Annotated in this window: 20 protein-coding genes and 2 tRNA genes; 10 read left to right on the top strand and 12 right to left on the bottom strand. The window is 22.0% G+C overall.

Annotated features, from left to right (window positions below):
* The 4 genes from U744_RS04290 to U744_RS04865 form a co-directional block, all read right to left on the bottom strand.
* The coding region (locus tag U744_RS04290; RefSeq protein ID WP_036431988.1) for a hypothetical protein at positions 1-203 on the bottom strand (203 nt) is incomplete at its 3' end.
* A 1,042-nt stretch (positions 204-1,245) separates the two neighbouring features.
* On the bottom strand, positions 1,246-1,884 hold the full coding sequence (locus U744_RS0103250; RefSeq protein WP_156921642.1) for a hypothetical protein: 639 nt from the start codon (positions 1,882-1,884) through the stop codon (positions 1,246-1,248).
* A 28-nt stretch (positions 1,885-1,912) separates the two neighbouring features.
* On the bottom strand, positions 1,913-3,184 hold the full coding sequence (locus U744_RS0103245; RefSeq protein ID WP_025755647.1) for an HNH endonuclease: 1,272 nt from the start codon (positions 3,182-3,184) through the stop codon (positions 1,913-1,915).
* Between the two features lie 326 nt (positions 3,185-3,510).
* Positions 3,511-3,636, bottom strand: a complete 126-nt coding sequence (locus U744_RS04865; protein WP_281170173.1) for a hypothetical protein — start codon at positions 3,634-3,636, stop codon at positions 3,511-3,513.
* A 182-nt stretch (positions 3,637-3,818) separates the two neighbouring features.
* Between U744_RS04865 and dcm_N the strand changes: the two genes are divergently transcribed.
* Genes dcm_N through U744_RS0103225 form a run of 3 tightly spaced genes read left to right on the top strand, consistent with a single transcriptional unit; the run spans position 3,819 to position 6,206 of the window.
* A complete protein-coding gene (gene dcm_N / locus U744_RS04830; RefSeq protein WP_051449503.1) occupies positions 3,819-4,202 on the top strand; it encodes a DNA (cytosine-5-)-methyltransferase N-terminal subunit in 384 nt (127 codons plus the stop codon).
* Positions 4,199-5,023: a DNA (cytosine-5-)-methyltransferase gene (gene dcm / locus U744_RS0103230; protein WP_084644120.1), complete on the top strand. Its 825-nt coding sequence runs from the start codon at positions 4,199-4,201 to the stop codon at positions 5,021-5,023. The genes dcm_N and dcm overlap by 4 nt, the downstream gene beginning before the upstream one ends.
* A 1-nt stretch (position 5,024) precedes the next feature.
* On the top strand, positions 5,025-6,206 hold the full coding sequence (locus U744_RS0103225; RefSeq protein WP_025755644.1) for an MAG4270 family putative restriction endonuclease: 1,182 nt from the start codon (positions 5,025-5,027) through the stop codon (positions 6,204-6,206).
* A 12-nt stretch (positions 6,207-6,218) separates the two neighbouring features.
* Here U744_RS0103225 and U744_RS0103220 read toward each other — a convergent pair whose 3' ends face one another.
* On the bottom strand, positions 6,219-8,177 hold the full coding sequence (locus U744_RS0103220) for an ABC transporter ATP-binding protein (protein WP_025755643.1): 1,959 nt from the start codon (positions 8,175-8,177) through the stop codon (positions 6,219-6,221).
* Positions 8,161-9,945 (bottom strand): ABC transporter ATP-binding protein, encoded by a 1,785-nt coding sequence (locus tag U744_RS0103215; RefSeq protein WP_025755642.1) that lies wholly within the window; start codon positions 9,943-9,945, stop codon positions 8,161-8,163. Before U744_RS0103215 ends, U744_RS0103220 begins: the two co-directional genes overlap by 17 nt.
* A 197-nt stretch (positions 9,946-10,142) precedes the next feature.
* Here U744_RS0103215 and U744_RS0103210 point away from each other — a divergent pair.
* The 3 genes from U744_RS0103210 (at position 10,143) to U744_RS0103200 (ending at position 10,731) form a co-directional block, all read left to right on the top strand.
* Positions 10,143-10,228: transfer RNA gene (locus U744_RS0103210), tRNA-Leu, on the top strand.
* 5 nt (positions 10,229-10,233) lie between these two features.
* A tRNA-Lys gene (locus U744_RS0103205) sits at positions 10,234-10,309 on the top strand.
* 71 nt (positions 10,310-10,380) lie between these two features.
* Positions 10,381-10,731: a hypothetical protein gene (locus U744_RS0103200; RefSeq protein WP_025755641.1), complete on the top strand. Its 351-nt coding sequence runs from the start codon at positions 10,381-10,383 to the stop codon at positions 10,729-10,731.
* A 45-nt stretch (positions 10,732-10,776) separates the two neighbouring features.
* Here U744_RS0103200 and thiI read toward each other — a convergent pair whose 3' ends face one another.
* From thiI to U744_RS0103170, 6 genes are all read right to left on the bottom strand, one after another.
* Complete coding sequence (gene thiI / locus U744_RS0103195; protein WP_025755640.1) at positions 10,777-11,919, bottom strand: tRNA uracil 4-sulfurtransferase ThiI; 1,143 nt, start codon at positions 11,917-11,919, stop codon at positions 10,777-10,779.
* A gap of 21 nt (positions 11,920-11,940) precedes the next feature.
* Positions 11,941-13,494: a hypothetical protein gene (locus U744_RS0103190; RefSeq protein WP_025755639.1), complete on the bottom strand. Its 1,554-nt coding sequence runs from the start codon at positions 13,492-13,494 to the stop codon at positions 11,941-11,943.
* Between the two features lie 8 nt (positions 13,495-13,502).
* Positions 13,503-14,342, bottom strand: a complete 840-nt coding sequence (locus U744_RS0103185; protein ID WP_156921640.1) for an HAD family hydrolase — start codon at positions 14,340-14,342, stop codon at positions 13,503-13,505.
* 66 nt (positions 14,343-14,408) lie between these two features.
* A complete protein-coding gene (locus U744_RS0103180) occupies positions 14,409-14,786 on the bottom strand; it encodes a hypothetical protein (RefSeq protein ID WP_025755637.1) in 378 nt (125 codons plus the stop codon).
* The gene (locus U744_RS0103175; RefSeq protein WP_025755636.1) at positions 14,779-15,276 is read right to left on the bottom strand and encodes a DUF4231 domain-containing protein; all 498 of its coding nucleotides are present in this window, start codon (positions 15,274-15,276) and stop codon (positions 14,779-14,781) included. The genes U744_RS0103180 and U744_RS0103175 overlap by 8 nt, the downstream gene beginning before the upstream one ends.
* Positions 15,269-15,739 (bottom strand): hypothetical protein, encoded by a 471-nt coding sequence (locus tag U744_RS0103170; RefSeq protein WP_025755635.1) that lies wholly within the window; start codon positions 15,737-15,739, stop codon positions 15,269-15,271. The genes U744_RS0103175 and U744_RS0103170 overlap by 8 nt, the downstream gene beginning before the upstream one ends.
* Before the next feature lie 128 nt (positions 15,740-15,867).
* On the opposite strand from U744_RS0103170, the gene U744_RS0103165 reads away from it, so the two are divergent.
* From U744_RS0103165 to U744_RS04285, 4 genes are all read left to right on the top strand, one after another.
* Complete coding sequence (locus U744_RS0103165) at positions 15,868-17,913, top strand: PTS fructose transporter subunit IIABC (protein WP_025755634.1); 2,046 nt, start codon at positions 15,868-15,870, stop codon at positions 17,911-17,913.
* Positions 17,894-18,211 carry a hypothetical protein gene (locus U744_RS0103160; protein WP_025755633.1) on the top strand — a complete coding sequence of 106 codons (318 nt, stop codon included), beginning with the start codon at positions 17,894-17,896 and terminating at the stop codon, positions 18,209-18,211. The genes U744_RS0103165 and U744_RS0103160 overlap by 20 nt, the downstream gene beginning before the upstream one ends.
* 2 nt (positions 18,212-18,213) lie before the next feature.
* Positions 18,214-19,110 carry a type I phosphomannose isomerase catalytic subunit gene (locus tag U744_RS0103155; protein WP_025755632.1) on the top strand — a complete coding sequence of 299 codons (897 nt, stop codon included), beginning with the start codon at positions 18,214-18,216 and terminating at the stop codon, positions 19,108-19,110.
* Between the two features lie 115 nt (positions 19,111-19,225).
* Positions 19,226-19,638: hypothetical protein (locus U744_RS04285; protein ID WP_036431984.1), on the top strand; the 413-nt coding region annotated here is incomplete at its 3' end.

The raw sequence follows: 19,638 nt of genomic DNA, 5'->3' as shown, positions 1-19,638 counted from the left end.
AAAAATTCTTTTATTTGTATTTCTATATTTTCTTGATTTTTTGAGTAATTCTTTAAAATTTTCAATGTTTTTAGCAAATCAATAAATGAAACCTCTTTAGTGCCATAATAATTTCATGCTCTTTTTTCAGTTCCTTTTAATTTAGTTTTTGAATACCATTTTTTTGAATCATATTTAAAAACAAATGTTTGATTAATACTCATATTTTTTCCTTTTTTTAGTTTTAAAAATAATTTCTAGAAAATTATTTCAAATTATTTAAAAAAAAAAAAAAAAAAAGACAATTTTTTGCTTTTTTGAATATACTAAATATTAATTTGTAATTATTTTCTTTCATAAGTATGCAATATTTATTTAATAAAATACAGTTTGATATATAAATAATTTATTAAATTAAATACCTATTTTTTGTAAAAAACAAATAAAAATAGGTTTTTGATTTGTTTATATATAAAAATAATTTAAAAACTATTTTTATATTTTGGATTATTTGGATTTTTTTATTCAGAATGATTGTTATTGGTTGCTCTATTCCCACTATTATTTGAGTTATGTGTATCAGATCTATCATCATTTGGTTTATTTTTTTGCATTTATTCCTCTTTTCTTTTTTAAAGATAAAAGTATTTTTAACTTAATTAAAAAAAAAAAAAAAAAAAAAATGATTTTTTTATAAAATTTTTAAATTAATAATAATAATAATAATGATGATGATTATGATGAATTTAATTAAGATGACATAATTTACTTTAATTTAATTTAGAATTTCAAAATAACATCATTTAACATTATAAAATTATACATAAATGCAATTGTTGCTTATCAAGTTATTCATCACAAAAAATTTTTTTCAAGTAAATAAATTATCATAACAAAAATATTTGATTTTTGAAAACTAGAAATTTAAATACTGATAGTAAAAAAGTTGTTAATGATAAATGTTTTGTTAGTATTTAAATTAAAAAGATTTTTAATTTGATCAAAACTCAAGAAATTATATGCCCTATAATTTAAACACTATCAAATTTTATTTTGATATTAAAAAACAACCCTAATGGTGTTGTTTTTTAATCTAATTTTTCATGTTTTTCATAGATCATATTTGATATATGAGCACTGAAAGACTTAAGAGACAACAAACACTACATAAACATTACCATAATGTTTTCTCACATGTTATTGTTATACATTATTTTTTATTTCAAAAACCATGAGTTATTCTATATTTTTTAAAATTTTTTCAATTTATTTAAACTGATTGCCTTTTAGTGGTCATGACATTACTGAAAATAAAATTATTTTTAATGTACATTTTTTTGAATTTAATCTTCAATTTTTTAACTCATTTTCATAATTTTTAATTCTTAGACAAAGAGAAATTCATTTATCATTGTTAATTATTTTTAACAAAGTAAAATTTAATTCTTTACAAAACTTATTATCTTTATCTAAACTATATAAATAATCAAAATAATAATTAACTTTATTAAGTGAATTCTTTTTAAATTCTTCAATAATATTTTTTCAAGTAAAAATTTTCAATTGAAAGTCATTATATTGTTTGAGTTCTTTACTTTTAAATTTTCTAAAGTGTTTAAATTTAATTTCTTTTGTTTTTAATTTTTCCAATATTTCAATTGAATTTAAATTATTAAATTTTTTAAATTGTTTTATCCCCAATCCATGTGGAATAAAATTTTTATCTAATTTAATTAGAAATTTATTTTTTTGTTCACAATCATTATCACAATCATTATTAATATATTTTTTAATTATACATTCATCAGAACTAACATAAAAACTATATGATTTACATTCACTAAAAATTTTTTCTACTTCTAAAAATAAATCATTAAAATCATTGTTGTCTTGAATTTTTTTCAATATTTTTCCTTTTTTTATATTGCTTAATTTAGTTTCATTTTGAATCAATTATTTTTTTTAATTTATCAAAGATATAATTTCTTTGATATCAAACTTCATTATTAATAGAAAATTTTTCTTCAAAAGTATTTTCTTTATAATTACATTCAATTAAATATTTAAAAACTTCTGAACTAACTATCAAACTAGTGGAATTCATTTTATTGAAAAGTTGACTAAAATAATCGTTATTAATAATACTATAACTAGTATATAAGTTTAGACTATTTAAAAAATTTCATAAATCACTATTTTTTATTGTTTTAGATCAGTGAGCAATATCTATTTTTAAATCAAATTTATTTGTAAAAATTAATTTGATTGTATTAAAATATAAAGCAATTTCATGTACATAAGAAACATCATTTATTTCAGGTGTATTAAAAATAAAATTTAAAATTAGTTCATTATTTTTTTTTAAAATATTAAAATTATAAAGTAATTTTTTTTCTATATCATTTTCAAAGGCTTTTATGATTTTATTAAATTCAATAACAATATTATTAATTCATTTTTTTTCATCACTATAATGATAGTAATAGTAATTGTATCTAATTTTAATAGTTAAAATATCAAAAAACATTTCTCTATTTTCATTTATTGATTTATTGATATTAAAAAAAACATTCATTTTGTTGTCTAATGAATAAAAATCATCAGTATTTACAAAATAATATTTATCATTAAATCTAATAGTTTGAAAATTAAGATCATTGCAACTAAAAGAAGTTTTATTTGCTCTTTCTTTTATAGTTAAAGAGTTAGCAACATATCTTTGATTTGAATTATTATAGTCAAAAAAATCAACATCTCAAGATTCATTACTTTTTGTTTGAAATTCATTAAATTCAACTTTTCTACCTGCAAAATCATATCAATTTTTTGTATGTTTATCAAATTTGATATACTCTTCAAATAAATTTTTATATTCATTTAAGTTTTCCACATATTTATTTTTTTCTTTTATTTTATAAATTCCATTTTTTTCTTTTACAACATTAAAAATAGAATTGTTTGCAACAAATGAAACTTTATCACCTTTTTCATTATTAGTTAGATAATGAACAATTTGTAAATTATTTTTTGAATCAGTTCCTCCTAAGTTTAATGGAAAAATATGATCAATATTTCATGAATTTTTACTATTTGTGTTGTATTCTGATTTATTTATTTTTCTTTGAGCAAAATCATAAGATGTTTGTGTTGTTTTTCCATAAATTTCATCTCACAATTTTAAAGCATTTTTTTTATTTATTTTCATTACTGTTAAATTCCTTCAAAATTATTTAAATTAGATACTAATAAATACTAATTTTTACAAAAAAACAAATCAAAAAAATTACTTTTTGATTTGTTTAATCTAATGTTAAATAACTTATTAAAAAATAAATTATTTAAACAAATACAATAAATAACAATATTTAGTAAACACAAAACTATCAATTAAAAGTAATGTGTCAATAATGCCTAAACAAAATAAAACTATTTAATTTTATCTATATAAAATAATTAAAAAATTTTTTTAAATAAAATTAAAATTTATATTGAAAATTATTGCATATAAACAATAGTCAAAATAATTTTTAACTATTTTTTGTATCTTCAATTGTTTGGATTAAGTTGATTAGAATGATTATTATTAGCTGATCTATTTGCATTATTATTTGGATTGTATGTATTAGATCTATCATTATTTGATCTGTTTTTTGCCATATTTTTTCTCCTTTCTTTTTTTAATTTTTTAGGTGGATTATGTAAGTTTAATAATATTACATAATCCACTATAATTATAGCTTTTTTAAAGTTGAAAATAATAAATTTAATTAAATAATATAATTTACTTTAATTTAAAATTTCAAAATCTTAAAATTAAAGCACGTTATAATTTAAAAATTATGATAGATAATATAAAAACTGAAATTAAATTATTTGAAGCATTTGCAGGAATTGGATCACAGTATCAGGCTTTAAAAAATATTGCCAAAAAATATAATTTCAAAATAACATCACTTGGCATTATAGAATGATATATAAATGCAATTGTTGCTTATCAGGTTATTCATCACAAAAAAATTTCTCAAGAAAATAAACTATCACAACAAGAAATGTGTGATTTTTTAAAAAATGCAAGTTTAAGCGCTGATAGCAAAAAAATTGTTAATGATAAATATTTTCTAAAAATGAATTTAAAAAAGTTAAAAAAAATTTTTCCTTATCTAAAAAATTTTATAGAAAATAATCTCATAGAGAGAGAGAGAGAGAGAATTTTTGTGATATAACAAAAGTTACAAAAATTCCAAAAGGCATTGATATTTTTACTTATTCTTTTCCTTGTCAAGATCTTTCAACACAAGGAAAACAAAAAGGACTTGGCAATAACACTCGGAGTGGGCTTTTATTTCAAGTTCAAAGAATATTACAAAATAATTTAACTTCACTACCTAAAGTTCTTTTATTAGAAAATGTTAAAGCTTTATCTAATAAAAAATTTCAAATAGAATTTCAGTTATGAGTTGATTTTTTAACTTCAATTGGCTATAAATCTAGCTTTAAAATTTTAAATGCTAAAGATTATGGTTCAGCTCAAAATAGAGAACGTTTTTTTATGGTTTCAATTTTAAATTCAAACAAAGAATTTGAATGACCTTCACATATTAATCATAAAAACAATTTAGCAAATATTGTTAACAAAAAATATAACACACTTGAAAATTTTCAAAAATGTGATAATTGAACTAATTTTTATCATTCTCTTGAAACAAAAGAATTTAAATTAACAAAAAATAAAATTGAAAAAATTGAACTCCCTTTAACAAAATTCAATTCAGAAAACTATGTTTATTTACCAGTAAAATATGGTCCAACTTTAACTGCCTCAGGGGCTAATTCAAGATTGAAATTTTATTTTGAAAAAGAAAATAAAATTCGTTATTTAAATAGTGTTGAAGCTCTAAAATACATGGGTTTTAAAGCAAGTGATGCGCGTAAAGTTTTATCAACTCAAATCATTAGTGAACAAGATCTTATTTTTCTTGCTGGAAACTCAATATCAGTTGAAGTATTAGAAGCATTATTTTTACAAATTATTAAATATTTATAAAATGAATATTTTAAGTAAAAAAAACTGATATACTGATACTCTTGAGTTTGAGCATAAAAAATTCGCTATAACAAAATCTGCTAAATTTAAAGGTAATTTAAATTGAATTTATGATGATAATGGAATTATCTATGACATAAGATTTGAATTTGATTATGCAGAAATTGATTTATACACCACAGCTAAATGATTTGAAAAACAAAATCATGCTGGATTTCAAAGAAGAGAACAACTATTTAAATTTTTAGGAGATAAATTTATTCAACATCCTAGACCTTCAAAAAAATCTCATAAATTAATTGTTTTAAATAAAAATGAAATTTTAAAATTAAATACATGATTGAAAGATCATTATAACTCAACTATTACTAATGTAGTTCAACTGTTAAAAGGCAATAATCCTACTGGAACAGATAAAAATCCTAAAAGTGCAGAAATTATTTTAAAATATAAAGATAAAAACATAAAATTTGCAACATTTTTTGAGTATTTAATAGTTTCAAAAAAAGAAAAATCTTTATCTTTAAAAGAAAAAAATTTCATTTATGATGATTTTAAAAATCAACAAAATTATTTTGAAAATATTCCTGATGAATTAAAGATTAAATTTGATCATTATCAAAACACACTAAATCAAAAAGAAAAAGAAAATTTTCAACATCAAATGCAGCAGTATTTTAAAAATTATTCCAAATACATTGAATATATAAACAATGAAGTTGTTAAATATCGAAATGAATATCAGAAAAAAATTAAAGAAAAATATATTTTAAATTTTCAAATTTTTAATTTTAATGAAGATTACATAGAAAAATGTCACATTGTTCCAGTTTGATATTATAAGCAAAAATTAATTGAATTAAAAAGCCAAATAAAAAGAAATTTAGCATCGCAAAAGCAATTCAATGAAATACTAAAAAATATCAGTAATACTAATAATTATTTAAATTTACCTGGAAGTTTACATAATTTTTTTGATAAAAATTGATTTACTTATGATGAAAAAGGAAACTTTAATCTTTTAAATGACCCAAATAATACAATCACACAAATGTTTATTGAAAAACATACAGATATTGAAAAAATTAAAAAAATAAATCCAACTTTTTTAAATCATGAACGTGTTTCATATTTAAAAATTAGAAATAATATCATTATGTCAGAGAAAACTAACATAAATTAAATTGCATTTAAATTATTTCAATTGCACTAATTCATTTGAGTTATTTCACATTTGACTGTAATATCCATTTATTTGCAGCAGTTGTTCATGAGTTCCTTGTTCAATAATTTTTCCATTATAAATAACCAAAATTTGACTGGCATTTTTAATAGTAGAAAGTCGATGAGCAATGATAAAGCTTGTGCGATTGAACATCACTTTATCCATTGCCTGTTCAAGCATCATTTCAGTTTGAATGTCTATATTCGAAGTTGCTTCATCAAGCACTACAATTGGTGAGTTATTATATAAAGCTCGCGCAATGGAAATTAATTGTTTTTGTCCTTGAGAAAGTTCATTGCCATTATAAGTTAAAAGAGTGTTGTAAGTATCTTTTTGTTTTTCAATGTAATTGGCAATATTTGAAATTTTCGCTGTTTGTTCAATTAATTCATTAATAATTTGTTTTGAACCATAACCTATATTATTTTTTATTGTATCAGAAAACAAATGAGTTTCCTGAAGCACCATGCTAATTGATTCTCTTAGTGAAAATTTGTCAATATCATTAATGTTGATGTCATCATACAAAATTTCTCCGCTTTCAAGATCATAAAAACGATTAATCAATTTAATAATTGTTGTTTTTCCAGATCCAGTTGAACCAACTAAAGCAATTTGTTGTCCTGGATAAGCTATAAATGAAATATTTTTTAAAACATTTTTTTGTTTTTGATACTTAAAAAAAACATTTTTAAACTCAATTTTTCCTTGAACAAGTTGATATTTAAAAGTATTTTGATGAGGAATTTTTCAAGCATATAAGCTAAATAAATTATCCTTGTTTTGTTCTATGTATTCACCTGTGAAATCTTTAACAACCTTAACTAATTTAATTTTACCTGTATTTTCTTCAGGGGTTTGATCTAAAATTTCAAAAATTCTTTTAGTTCCTGCCATAGCTGTAATAATAGTATTTGATTGTTGAGTAATCACTGAAATTCAATTAGCAAATGAACGTGAAAATTGACTAAAAGAAATTAACACGCCAACTGTTAGATTAAAAAAATTTCTAACTGAATGATTTTCAGTTGTAATAATCAAACCTCCAATAATTGATACAATAGCAAAAACAATCAATCCTAAATTTCAAGTTACAGGAAACAAAATATTTCCAACTTGATTAGCTTTTTTATTGTTTATAAAAAAATTATTGTTAATTTTTTGAAATTCTGCTAATGATCTTTTTTGATAATTAAAAATTTTTACAATTTTAAGTCCTGTTAACATTTCCTCAACAAATGCTGTTAATTTTCCATTACTTTTTTGCTTGTTTTTAAAATGCTTTGCGCCATTTTTAAAAGTAAATTGCATAACAATAAAAATTAAAAATACACTTGTGATTGTTATAATTGATAAAATTCAACTCAGTCACAACATAACTACAAATGAAAAAAACAAAACTACCAGAGCATTGATTGTAGAAGGGATTGAATTAATTAAAAATTGTCTTAAAGTGTCAATATCACTTGTATATCTACTTAAAAGTTCTCCTTTTTGATATTTCTCAAAAAAATTAATTGGCAATTTTTGAGTATGTTCATACAAATTACTTCTTAAAATAGCCATAGTTTTAAATGTTATTTTAATAATTAATCTTTGATAAAAAAAATTAGCTAAAATACTAATTGAAAACATAAAAATACCTAAAATAATCATTCAATAAAAAGTTTGAAAATCAAACTTTTCCACACTAACAATTGTTTTTGTTTCTTGATCAATTAATAAACCATCAACTAAAATTTTTCCAATAAAAATTTGATTAAAAATCATTCCAATATTTGAAATTACAATTAAAATAAAGGCAAATGAAATTTGCTTTTTATTGTTTTTTCAAATCAAAGAAAATGCTCTTTGAAAAATTTTCTTGCTTTCTTTGAAAGAAAGTTTTAAATTTTCATTAAAATTTGAATTTTTAGTTAATGATTTCATCAATTGCTCCTTGGTTTAATCTTGATTGATTTAAAACCTTATAAAAATCACTTGTTTTTAGTAATTTTTCATGTGTTCCTTGAGCGATAATCTTCCCTTTATCTAAAACTATTATTAAGTCAGCATGAACAATTGAACTTACTCTTTGTGCAATAATGATTTTTGTACAATTCTTAATTTCAAATTTAAGTGATTGTTGAATTAAAAACTCAGTTTTCATATCAACAGCTGAAGTAGAATCATCTAAAATTAAAATTTTAGGTTTTTTGATTAAAGCTCTTGCAATGCATAATCTTTGTTTTTGTCCTCCTGAAAGATTATTTCCATTTTGTGTTACTTTAAAATCTAATTTTTGTTCTAATGAATTAACAAAATCATAAATTCCAGCTTGTTTTAAAGCTTGAAAAATTTCTTGGTCAGAAACATTAGGATTAGCTCATTGCATATTTGAACGAATGCTTCCTGAAAATAAATTATTTTTTTGAAGTACTGTTGTAATTGAATCTCTTAAAACAAATGTGTTGTAATTGTTAATATCAATGTTTCCAATTTTAATTGTTCCAGAAGTTGGCTGATACAATTTTGATATTAATGCAACTAATGAACTCTTACCAGATCCAGTTTTGCCAATTATTCCAATGGTTGAATTTTCTTTAATTTCAAAAGATATATTTTTTAAGCTATAATTTGAGTTATTATTGTACTTTAATGATACATTTTCAAAAACAATTGAGTTTTTTTCTAAATTTGTAATCCCAAAATTATTTTCTACAATCATAGGTTTTTCTTTTAAAATTTCATTAACTCTTTTAACACTAGGAAGAGCTATCATTGATGAACCAATAACACTAATTAAAAGAGTTAATGAACCTGAAACCTGTCACACAAATGAAGAAAATGACACAAGAGTTCCTGTTTTTATAATGCCATTTAAAGCAAGTTGTGTTCCATAGCCTCCTAAAAAAAGTACTGAAGTAAAAATAACACTTGAAAATAATATACCACCTAGAATAATAAATCTTTCAGCATAAATGTTAATTTTTGTTAATTTATCAATTTTTTCTTTGATAGTTTTTGCTTCTTTTTCTTCAGTAACAAAAGCTTTGATTGTATGCATTCCTTGCAAATTTTCTTGAATTTTATGATTTAATTCATCATAATAAACAAACATTTTTCTAAATTTAGGAAATGTTTTATACCAAATTAAAGCAAATCCAATAACAATTAATGGTAGTGCTACTAAAAACATAAGTGAAAGTGATGGACTTAATTTAATTGAAAAAAATAATGATAAAAATAACATAAAAGGAGCCCGAATTAAAACTTTAACTAGTTGATTGAAAGCATTTGAAATATTTGTAACATCATTTGTCATTCGATTAATTAAAGAAGCCACACTATATTTATCTACATTTTCAAATGAAAAATTAAGTATTTTATAATACAAACATTCACGAATGTTTTTTTCTAATCCTGAACTTGCTTTGGCTAAAATAATTCCATTTAATGTTCCAATTAAAAGAGCTACAATAGCAATTAAAATTAATATCAATCCATAAAAAATAACTTTATTGATATCAGTTGCAATTGAATTATTGCTAGTTTTTATTTGTAATCCTTCATTAATCATATAACCAATTATTAAAGGTAAAATAACATGACATGCTGTTTCAATTAATGTCATAATTATAGTTGCAAAAATATATCTTCGATATCCATATGTTAATTTTCACATAAAATGGTTATTAATTTTAGAATAGTTAATCATTGAATTTCCTTTGTTTGATTAATTATTAAATTTTAAAAAAATATTTAAAAAATTTAATAATTTTTATTTAATACGTTTATATATTTTTTCAAAATAACAAACTGCTTAATAAGTTACTTAAAAAGTTGTTAAAAAAATAAAAAAAATCCTTTGCTTTTTTTTAAAATATGTATAATAATATAGCAAGCAACAAACATGCCCAGGTGGCGGAATGGTAGACGCAAGGGACTTAAAATCCCTCGGTCGCAAGACTGTGCTGGTTCAAGTCCAGTTCTGGGCACCATATCTGCGTCCTTAGCTCAGCAGGTAGAGCAAATGGCTTTTAACCATTGGGTCAGAGGTTCGAATCCTCTAGGACGTACCATTTCATTTCAAATGACCAAAATATCCTTTTTATGGATATTTTTTTATCTCTTATTTTGATACAATTAAGTTATGTGTAAACTATTTAAAAAACTAACTACTAATATTAAAAAATTTAACAAACAAAACATTGCAACTGAAGAATTTAAAGAAAAGGATTTTTTTCTTACTGAAATTGAAAATGACACAGAAATAACAAAAGAACTTCAAACATACAACAAAGATAATGAGCAACAAAGTGTTGATATTGCTTTAAAAATTATATCTAAAATCACCCCTTTCACTGAACAAAACAAACAAAAAATATTTAAAAAACAAAGATCCAGTTATATTTTGGCTATAATAGCAATTTTATTAGTTTTATTAGTTTTAATTGTTTTAATTATTTCGATTGTTCTCTTTTTAATTTATAAAAATAAATAAAAAATCATCAAAAATTATATTTTGATGATTTTTTTACAAATAATACTAGTTGTTAATTGAAAATTTAACCAATTCAATTTTATTATCAATCAAATCTTGTTCTAGCTCTAAAATTCTTGATAATTCTTGTTCAAGTTTTTTTGCATTTTCAATTGTTGGTTTTGTTACAGGTTCTTTTGGAGCAAAAAGTTCACAAGTTTCATTAGCTTTTATAATTGAAATATCATGAGTTGAAATTTTTTTAGCTAAATTAATTATTTCATTTTTATCATAAGTTACAAGCGGTCTTAAAATAGGAATTGTTGTAACTGCTTCAATTACATGCATTGACTCAAGTGTTTGTGAGGCAACTTGACCGAGATTTTCTCCATTTGAAATAGCTAAAATATTTTTTTTAATCGCTAGTTTCTGTGCAATTCGATAAAAGCTTCTTCGCATTATATTAATTTTATATGCTTGTTTTGAGATTAATGAAATATAATTGAGCAACATAGAATAATTTGCAAAATAAAGATTTGAACTTCCTTGATATTTAGTTAAAATTTTAACTAACTCATTAATTTTGTCTATAGTTTTTTCATCTGTTTGTGGTGGAGTTAAAAAAGATAAAAAATCAAGTTTTATTCCTCTTTTCATTAATAAATAAGCAGCAACTGGAGAATCAAATCCTCCACTTAATAAATGAATAGCTCTACCTCCAATTCCAGTTGGCAAACCACCTAGTCCATTGATGTACTCACTAAAAATGTAAGTTTTAAACTTTCTAACTTCAATGTAAAATATTTGATTTGGATTGTGTACATCAACTTTTAAACTTGAATTTTTCAACACAAATGCGCCAAGCATATGATTTAGTTGATCTGAAGTAAATTCAAATTCTTTGTTATTTCTTCTTGCTTGAATTTTAAAAGTTTTGCTTTCTGATTTTATTAATTTAATAATTGAATTTTCAAATAATTTTAAATCATTGTCAACTACAATCACTGGAGAATATGAACTAATTCCGAAAATATATTTAAGTGATTCAAGATTTTTAGAACTATATGTTAAATACATGCGATCAAATTCTACTTCAGGTTTTTCATTGATAATTTTGTAAATATTATCTGAAAGTTTTTGAATAAACTGTTTACGATTTTTTTTCTTTAAAACTAATTCTCCATAGCGAATTAAAATTTTTTGATACATAAATTTTCCTTGAATTTAATTTTATTTTAATTGTTTTTGTAAAAATAAAAAAATTTGATATTGATCTTTTTGCTGTAAAAGTTGATTTAATTTTAATTGAAATACTTCATTTTGTTTTACATTAAATTTATCATTTTGATTAATTTTACTAAATAATAATTGATTAAATTTTTGATACTCTTGTTGTAATATAATTTGCTCGATAAATCATGATATTAGTTCAATTCAATGATTTCAAATTTTCTCAACTTTATTAAAAGAAGTTTTTTTTCTAAAATATTTTTTATACAAATTTCTTAAATTAATTACTTTATAATAATCACTATGATATTGATTGATAAATTCAATATATGAACTACTAAATATTTCAAAATATAAATTAACTGATTGTTCAATTTCTTCTTGAAAAGCAATATTAGATAAATTTTCTTTTTCTTGCTTAAAATTTTCTTTTAAAATTTCAAAATTGATTTCTTTGAGCAAAAATATAATTTGATTTATTAAATTTAAATAATCATCAAGATAATTTTCTTCAATTTTAACAATTAAATTATTTAACTTTTCAATCAGTGAATAGATTTCATTATTGTTTTTTAAAAATGAATAAATATTTTTTAATGATTTAACTAATTCTTTTATTATAAAAAAATCACTGTTTTTAAATTCATTTTGTTGTTTATTGTGATATTTTTTTAAATGTTCATTAAAAAAATATTGATAATGTTTTTTAATTTGATTTTCAATTTCTTGAGGTTGATATTGAATTCATTTTTGTTGTAGCTGATATAAATTGTTTTTATGTTGATAAATTTCTAATTTATCATGATCACTTGCTATTTTAATTTTTTTGTCATAAATTTCTGGTAAGTGAACAAATAATGTAAATTCTATATTTTTAATTTTTTTTAAATACTCAAAAAAGATATCAAGTTTTGTACATAAAATATAAAGAGCATTTTTTGCCTCTTTAAATTTTCCTTGATTGTTTAAAGTGTTGTCAATTATAGTGATATTTTCATTATATATATTAATTTTTTCAAGTAAATGTTCAAAAGTATTTGATAAAAATTTTTGATTTAATTTAATAAATTTACGTGCGATAGTTAATTGATTTAAAATATCACTAACATCAGATTCTAAATCATTTCATTTACTATTAAAATTTAATGCAATATCATCAAATTCCTGAATAATTTTTTCAAATATGCTAATTTGCAGTTCTAAATTATTTTTATTTTTTTTAAAATGATAAATTTTTAAAATTTTTTGATTATTTAAAAGTTCTTGGTGTTGATTTTTTATTATTTTTCTTTGATCATCAGCTCTAAGTGACAAACTTAATAGTTGTTTATAATCTTTATTGTGCTTTGCACTTGTATCTTTTAAAATTTTTAATCTTTTTATAGTATTAACCAAATCAAGGTGTTTGCGATTAATTAAAATTAATTTTTCTTCTAAAAAATTAATTTTTTTAAAAATATAAAAACGTAAAAGTAAAAAAAGTAAAAGTAAAAAAACACAACAAGCAATAACTGTTGCTAAAGTTATTATTAAATTTATAATAATTGAACTCATAATTGAAATTATTTTTTACCTTTTTGTGAAATTAATTTTTTCAATTCAAAATCACTTCGATATAAATAATCATCAATAGCTTCAGCAAGCCCATTTTGTTTAACATCTGATGTGTAAAACTTGGCTGCTGCTTTAGTTGCTTGATCTGCATTATCCATAGCATAAGAATATCCTGCTATTTTTAACATCGAAATATCATTACCTGAATCTCCTATTGCCATAACATTTTCTACACTAGTTTCAAAAATATTATCACACAATCATTTAAGACCAGTTGCTTTGCTAATTCCCCTTTTAGTAATTTCAATGTGAGATTTTAAATTAATAATATCTAAATTAATTTCATGTTTTAAAGATTCATTATAAAAACGTTCAATTTCTTCAGGTTCTCCATAAACTTCTATTTTATGTATATCATCAACTATTTTTCCATGAGTGATGTAATTGTAATATTCAGAAAAAGTTTCAATAAATTTAGTTCATTTTTTATTCATGTCTTTAAGATAATACTCATTTGTTCCAAAATAATATAATGCTGTTTTGGTTTTATTTGAAATATCTCAAATTTTTTTTACTTCATCAAGAGGCATTAATTCAACATAAATTGGTTTTTTTTCTAAATTATCATAAACAATTGCACCATTTGAACAAACTATATATCTTCCATTGGTAATGTCAGCTAATTTTTGAATTTTTTTATATGGAGGATTGCCAGTATTAAGTACAAAAGGAATATTTTTTTCCTTGATTTCTTTTAATTTATTTAAATTAACTTCACTTAAAGTTTTATCAGGAAATGGATAAATGGTTCCATCTACATCGCTAAAAATTACTCATTTACTTTTCATGTTTTTTATTATATCAATTTTAAAATTCGCCTAAATTAAAAATAAAAAAACAGGTTATTTCCTGTTTTAAAATGTATTTAAAATATTATCAATATCTTCACGAGTAATTTGATCTTTTTTATTGATTTTTTCAATCATATTTTCATTAACTTCAATATTATTTTTTAATACATCTTTTGAATCTTTAATACTTAAAAAAGTTTGCACTGAAGAAATAAAAGAAATAACTACCCCAATGATAGCAAGCAAAATAAAAAAAATCATGGTTTCTTTTGGAAAAGGATTATAGCGAATTGCAAACAAATTTAAAATAATAATTGAGGCGGTAATAAAAATAGCTAAAATATTAATAAATACAAAACCATAAAAACTTAAACGATATTTTTTAGTTGATTTTACTATCACTTCTTCATATAACTGTTTATGTTTAATTTCTTTATTCATTATTTTCTCCTTTTAAAGTAAGGTTTTCACGATCATATTTTTCCTTTTTTAAAATAAAGAAAACACGTTTATAGAATAAATAATTAGCTTCATTTTCAGATAAATCTTTATAATGAAATACTTGATCTGAATAAACTAAATATTCAAGTTTTAATTTTTCTCGAATTGATTTTTGTTTTTTGTAAAATTCATTAACCACAAAAAACGAAAGAAGTCCAGATATAAGTGAAGTAATTGCTGAAATAGCATTAGTTAAAATTACATATGTTCTTCCATCAGTTAAATTTGGAAATAATAATTTGTAAGGATTATCAAATCCTTCTGGATAATTTTTATTAGTTGAAGCTAAAAAAATAGCTGCAATTACTCCTAAAAAAAGGGCAATAGCAATTGATAAAATATTTAAAAAATAATATGAAAATCCTGACAAAACTAACTTAATCAAATTATCTCTTTTTGCCTTTTTATAAAATTCAATTCCATTAAGCATTTTTACCTCTAGTTAACTGTTTTTTTAAAACAGTAGTTAATTTGATTTTTTCTTTTTTTGACAATTGAATTAAAAGCACTTTTAAATAATTAGTAAACTCTTCTTTTGTAATTATTTTATGTTTATACTTAATTCCAAGATCAATTGCAGTGTTGCGAATTTTTCTGTATCTTTGATATTGTGTATTAGCTTTATAAATTGCTATTATCAAAGTTAAAACAAATGAAAGTATGATAAAAACAACCAAAACAATTAAAATAACTTGAGAGATTTCAACTTTGTGATCTTTATTTGATTTAATTAGATTAATTAACTTAACTAATGCAGTAATTGCAATTCCTAAAAGAGATAAATTTAAAAACAAAATTAAAACACTAAAAAATTTATCAAAAAACAAAACTCTTCTAAGTTTGCGTTTATCTTCAGTAATTTTACTATTTAATGTTGAAATAAATTTTTTCATCTTTAAATTATAAATGATAAATATAAAAATGTTTATTTTAAACAAATAAAACATTGATTATAATTTTTTCAAATATAAAAAATTAAATTTAAATATTATCTATTCTATTAAAAGAGTAAAATTTTTATATGAAACAAAATTTCAAAATATTTGATTTGCAAAATATTTTTTTAAGCAAAAAATTTAACAACAAAGATGAAATATTTGATTTTATTGCATCAAAAGCAATTGAAATAAATATTGTATCAAACAAAGAAGATATCATTCATGATCTTCATAAAAGAGAAAGGGAATTTTCCACTGGAATTGAAAATGGAATTGCAATTCCTCATTGCCAATCAGATTCAATTACTAGCCCAACTTTGCTTTATATACGTCTTGATAAGCATATTAATTGACCTACATTAGATCACTCACTAGTTAGTGATGTATTTGCAATTTTAACGCCAAAGCAAAATCAAAATAAATCACAATCACATTTACAAATACTATCAAAATTATCAATTGCTTTAATTGATAAGCAATTTGTAGCAAAAATTAGAAAACAAAATACTAAAGAAAATATTCTTTATTTACTTGAATCAAAATTAAATTCTGAATTTATTTTTGAAGAGAAACAAAAATTAACAAATTCAAAATTAGTAGTTGGTATTACTTCATGTCCAGTTGGTGTGGCTCACACTTATCTTGCAGCAGAAAAATTACAACAAACAATCGAACAAATGGGTTATCAAGCTAAAATTGAAACGCGAGGACAAACTGGACCACAAAACATTCTTGATCAAAAAGATATTGATAATGCAGAATTTGTAATCATTGCAAGTGATTTAGAAATTAATTTAGATCCATTTGCAAATAAAAAAGTTTACCTAACTGGCACTAAAAATGCTATTCAAAATCCTAAAGATGTTTTTGAGAAAGCAAAACAAGCTTCTATTTTATCCTTAAAAAATTCTCAAACTCAAAAACTCAAGCAATCTATAACCAAAAGAGGATTGCTTCCTCATATTTTAACTGGTGTATCATATATGATTCCTTTTGTTATTTTTGGTGGAATTATGATTGCACTTTCGCTTGGAATTGGAAAAAGCATTTATGGAGAAAATGCTACTCCTCCACAAGGAGATATCTTATGATATTTACTTAAATATGGTGAAATATCATTTAATGTAATGATTGGAATTTTAGGTGGATACATTGCTTATTCAATTGCTGGTCGTTCAGCCATTATGCCTGCTATGATTGTTTCTTTAATTACAAACAATCCAAATTTATTTATTCCAATCAAAGGGGTAGAATCAGCTGCTCCACTTGGTTTTTTAGGAGCTATTTTAGTTGGAATTTTAATTGGATATACAATTAAATGAATTAACACATTTAAATTACCAAAATCTCTTGCTGCTTTTTTCCCAATTTTTGTTATCCCACTTGGAATTACTTTGTTTTATGCACTAATTTTTACATTTTTAATTGGTGCTCCAATTGGATATGTAATGAATTTAATTCAAAATGGGTTAAAAAAACTTTTTGAAAACAATAAAGATAATGGGATTGGCATAATTGCATCAATTGGAATTGGTGCTTTAATTGGTGCAATGGCAGGTTTTGACATGGGTGGTCCTATTAACAAAATTGCTTTTCTAACTTCAACTGCCTTAATTTCTGTAGGAATTTTTCAGCCAATGGGAATGATGGCAGCTGCAATTCCAGTTGCCCCATTAGGAATGGGACTTGCCACTTTAATATTTAAAAAGAAGTTTAACAATCAGGAAAAAAGTTTAGGTGTTAGTGCATTATTAATGGGATTTATTGGGATAAGTGAGGGGGCTATTCCATTTGCTATTTCAGATCCAAAAAAAGCAATTCTTTCAAATGTAATTGGTTCAGCCATAGCTGGTGCAATTGCAGGAGCATTCGGAATTACTAATGCTGCAGCTCATGGAGGTCCAATTGTTGGTTTACTTGGTGCTGTAGGTTCAGGTAAAGGTAAGGCATTTGGTATTGGTTTTTTCCTTATATCCATTGCAATTGGAACTTTAATTACTGCACTAATCTACGGTCTTTGAAAAACACCATCTGAAATAAATGAACAACAAAAATTAACTGAAAATAAAATTTTAAGTATTTTCAATAGATACCTAAAAAGAGGTAAATATGCTAAAGATAAAAAATAATTTTTTTAAATTAAAAATTGAAAATAAAACTTTAAAAACAGTTGTTCTAATTGTGTTTATTTTAACTCTTTTAACTTTAATCATTGCTGGTTTTATTTTACTTGCTAAAGGGATTCCTACCTATATTTTACGCATATCTGAAGTGGTTATTGACCCTGAAATTGAATCTATTAATCCTGCAAATTATAATTATGGAATCTTTTTACTAATTAGTGCTACAATTATTGCTTTTATTTTTCCGTTTTGAATTATTTCTAATTATGATTTTAAAAGAAATAAAAATATAAAAAATAATTAAATATGGATAAAATAATTTTTCTAAAACCTTATTTTAAAACTGTTTTATGAGCTAATCAAAATTTAAAATTTTTATTTAATTTAAAACAAGCAAACATAGGTGAAGCTTGACTAATTTCAGCTGTTCCTAATTGTGAATCAATTATTTTAAATTCAAAATATTCACAAATGAAACTTTCAACATTTTTTAAGGAAAATAAAATTTTTTTTGATAACTATCAAGGAAATTATCCTAACTTAACTAAATTTATTGATGCTAAAGATAAACTAAGTATTCAAGTTCATCCAGATGATAAATTAGCTAAAAAAGTAAATTCATTTGGAAAAGATGAATGTTGATATGTGTTAAATACCAATAGTTCAAAATTTATTTTAGGTTTAAAATCAGGACTAAAAAAAGACATAATTGCTGATTTAAAAAAAGAAAATATTAATAAGTGAGCTAAATCATTAAAAATTCAAAATGGAGATTTTATTTATGTTCAAGCTGGTTTGGTTCATGCCATTCCTGAACAAACACTTGTATATGAGTTACAACAATCAAGTGATATAACTTATCGAATTTCAGATTACAACCGAATTGATTTTAATGGAAAAAAAAGACAACTTCACATAGAAGAAGCAAGTAAAGCTATTAAAACAACATTAAAACCTAAAATTGTCAAAAATAAAAAATATTTAATTAAAAATAAATATTTTAATTTACAAAAAATTAAAATAAATGAAAAAACTACTATATCATTAAACAAATCTAAATGATGTGAAGTAGTTGTTGTTGATGGTGAAGGCTTTGTTGATAACAACTACATTAAAAAAGGTCAAGCTTTTTTAGTTAGTCATTTACAAAAAGAATTTACTATAACAGGAAAAATTACCATTTTAATTAACTTTATTAATTAAATAAATAATAACTTTTTAAACATAGAAAGCAATATAAAATTTATTTCTATGTTTTTTTATTTAAAACAGCTTAAAAAAATAATTTAACTTAAATTTATTTTATATAATAATTTTTATGAGAATTAAAAATATAAGTAAAAGAAAGAAAATACTTATCATTGCAAGTTCAGCTTTTACCATTAGTACAATTGCTCTTGGAACTACTTTATACACAACATTAAAAAGTAAAGAAATTGACAATAATCCTAATGAAAATAATATGCTAAATATTAAAAATAATGAAAAAGGTAAAATTTTTAATGATAGTAATAATTTTGAAAAATTAAATAAAAAACAAGACAAACTAAAAAATTTTAAGCAAAATGATAGCAATATTAAAAGTGATAATTCAAAATCAAATGATTCACTAAAACCAACTCAACCACTACTTGATAGTGATAAAAACAAAACCGATTCTAAATTAATTGATAACAGTAATGAAAACAATAAACTAAAATCAGAAACCCAATTAGATAAAAACCATTTTTC

This window comes from Mycoplasmopsis cricetuli ATCC 35279, from assembly GCF_000526955.1.
In the GTDB taxonomy this organism is placed as follows: domain Bacteria; phylum Bacillota_I; class Bacilli_A; order Mycoplasmatales; family Metamycoplasmataceae; genus Mycoplasmopsis; species Mycoplasmopsis cricetuli.
Note: the sequence above shows the minus strand (reverse complement) of the source record. Positions and strands in the feature narration are given on the sequence as shown.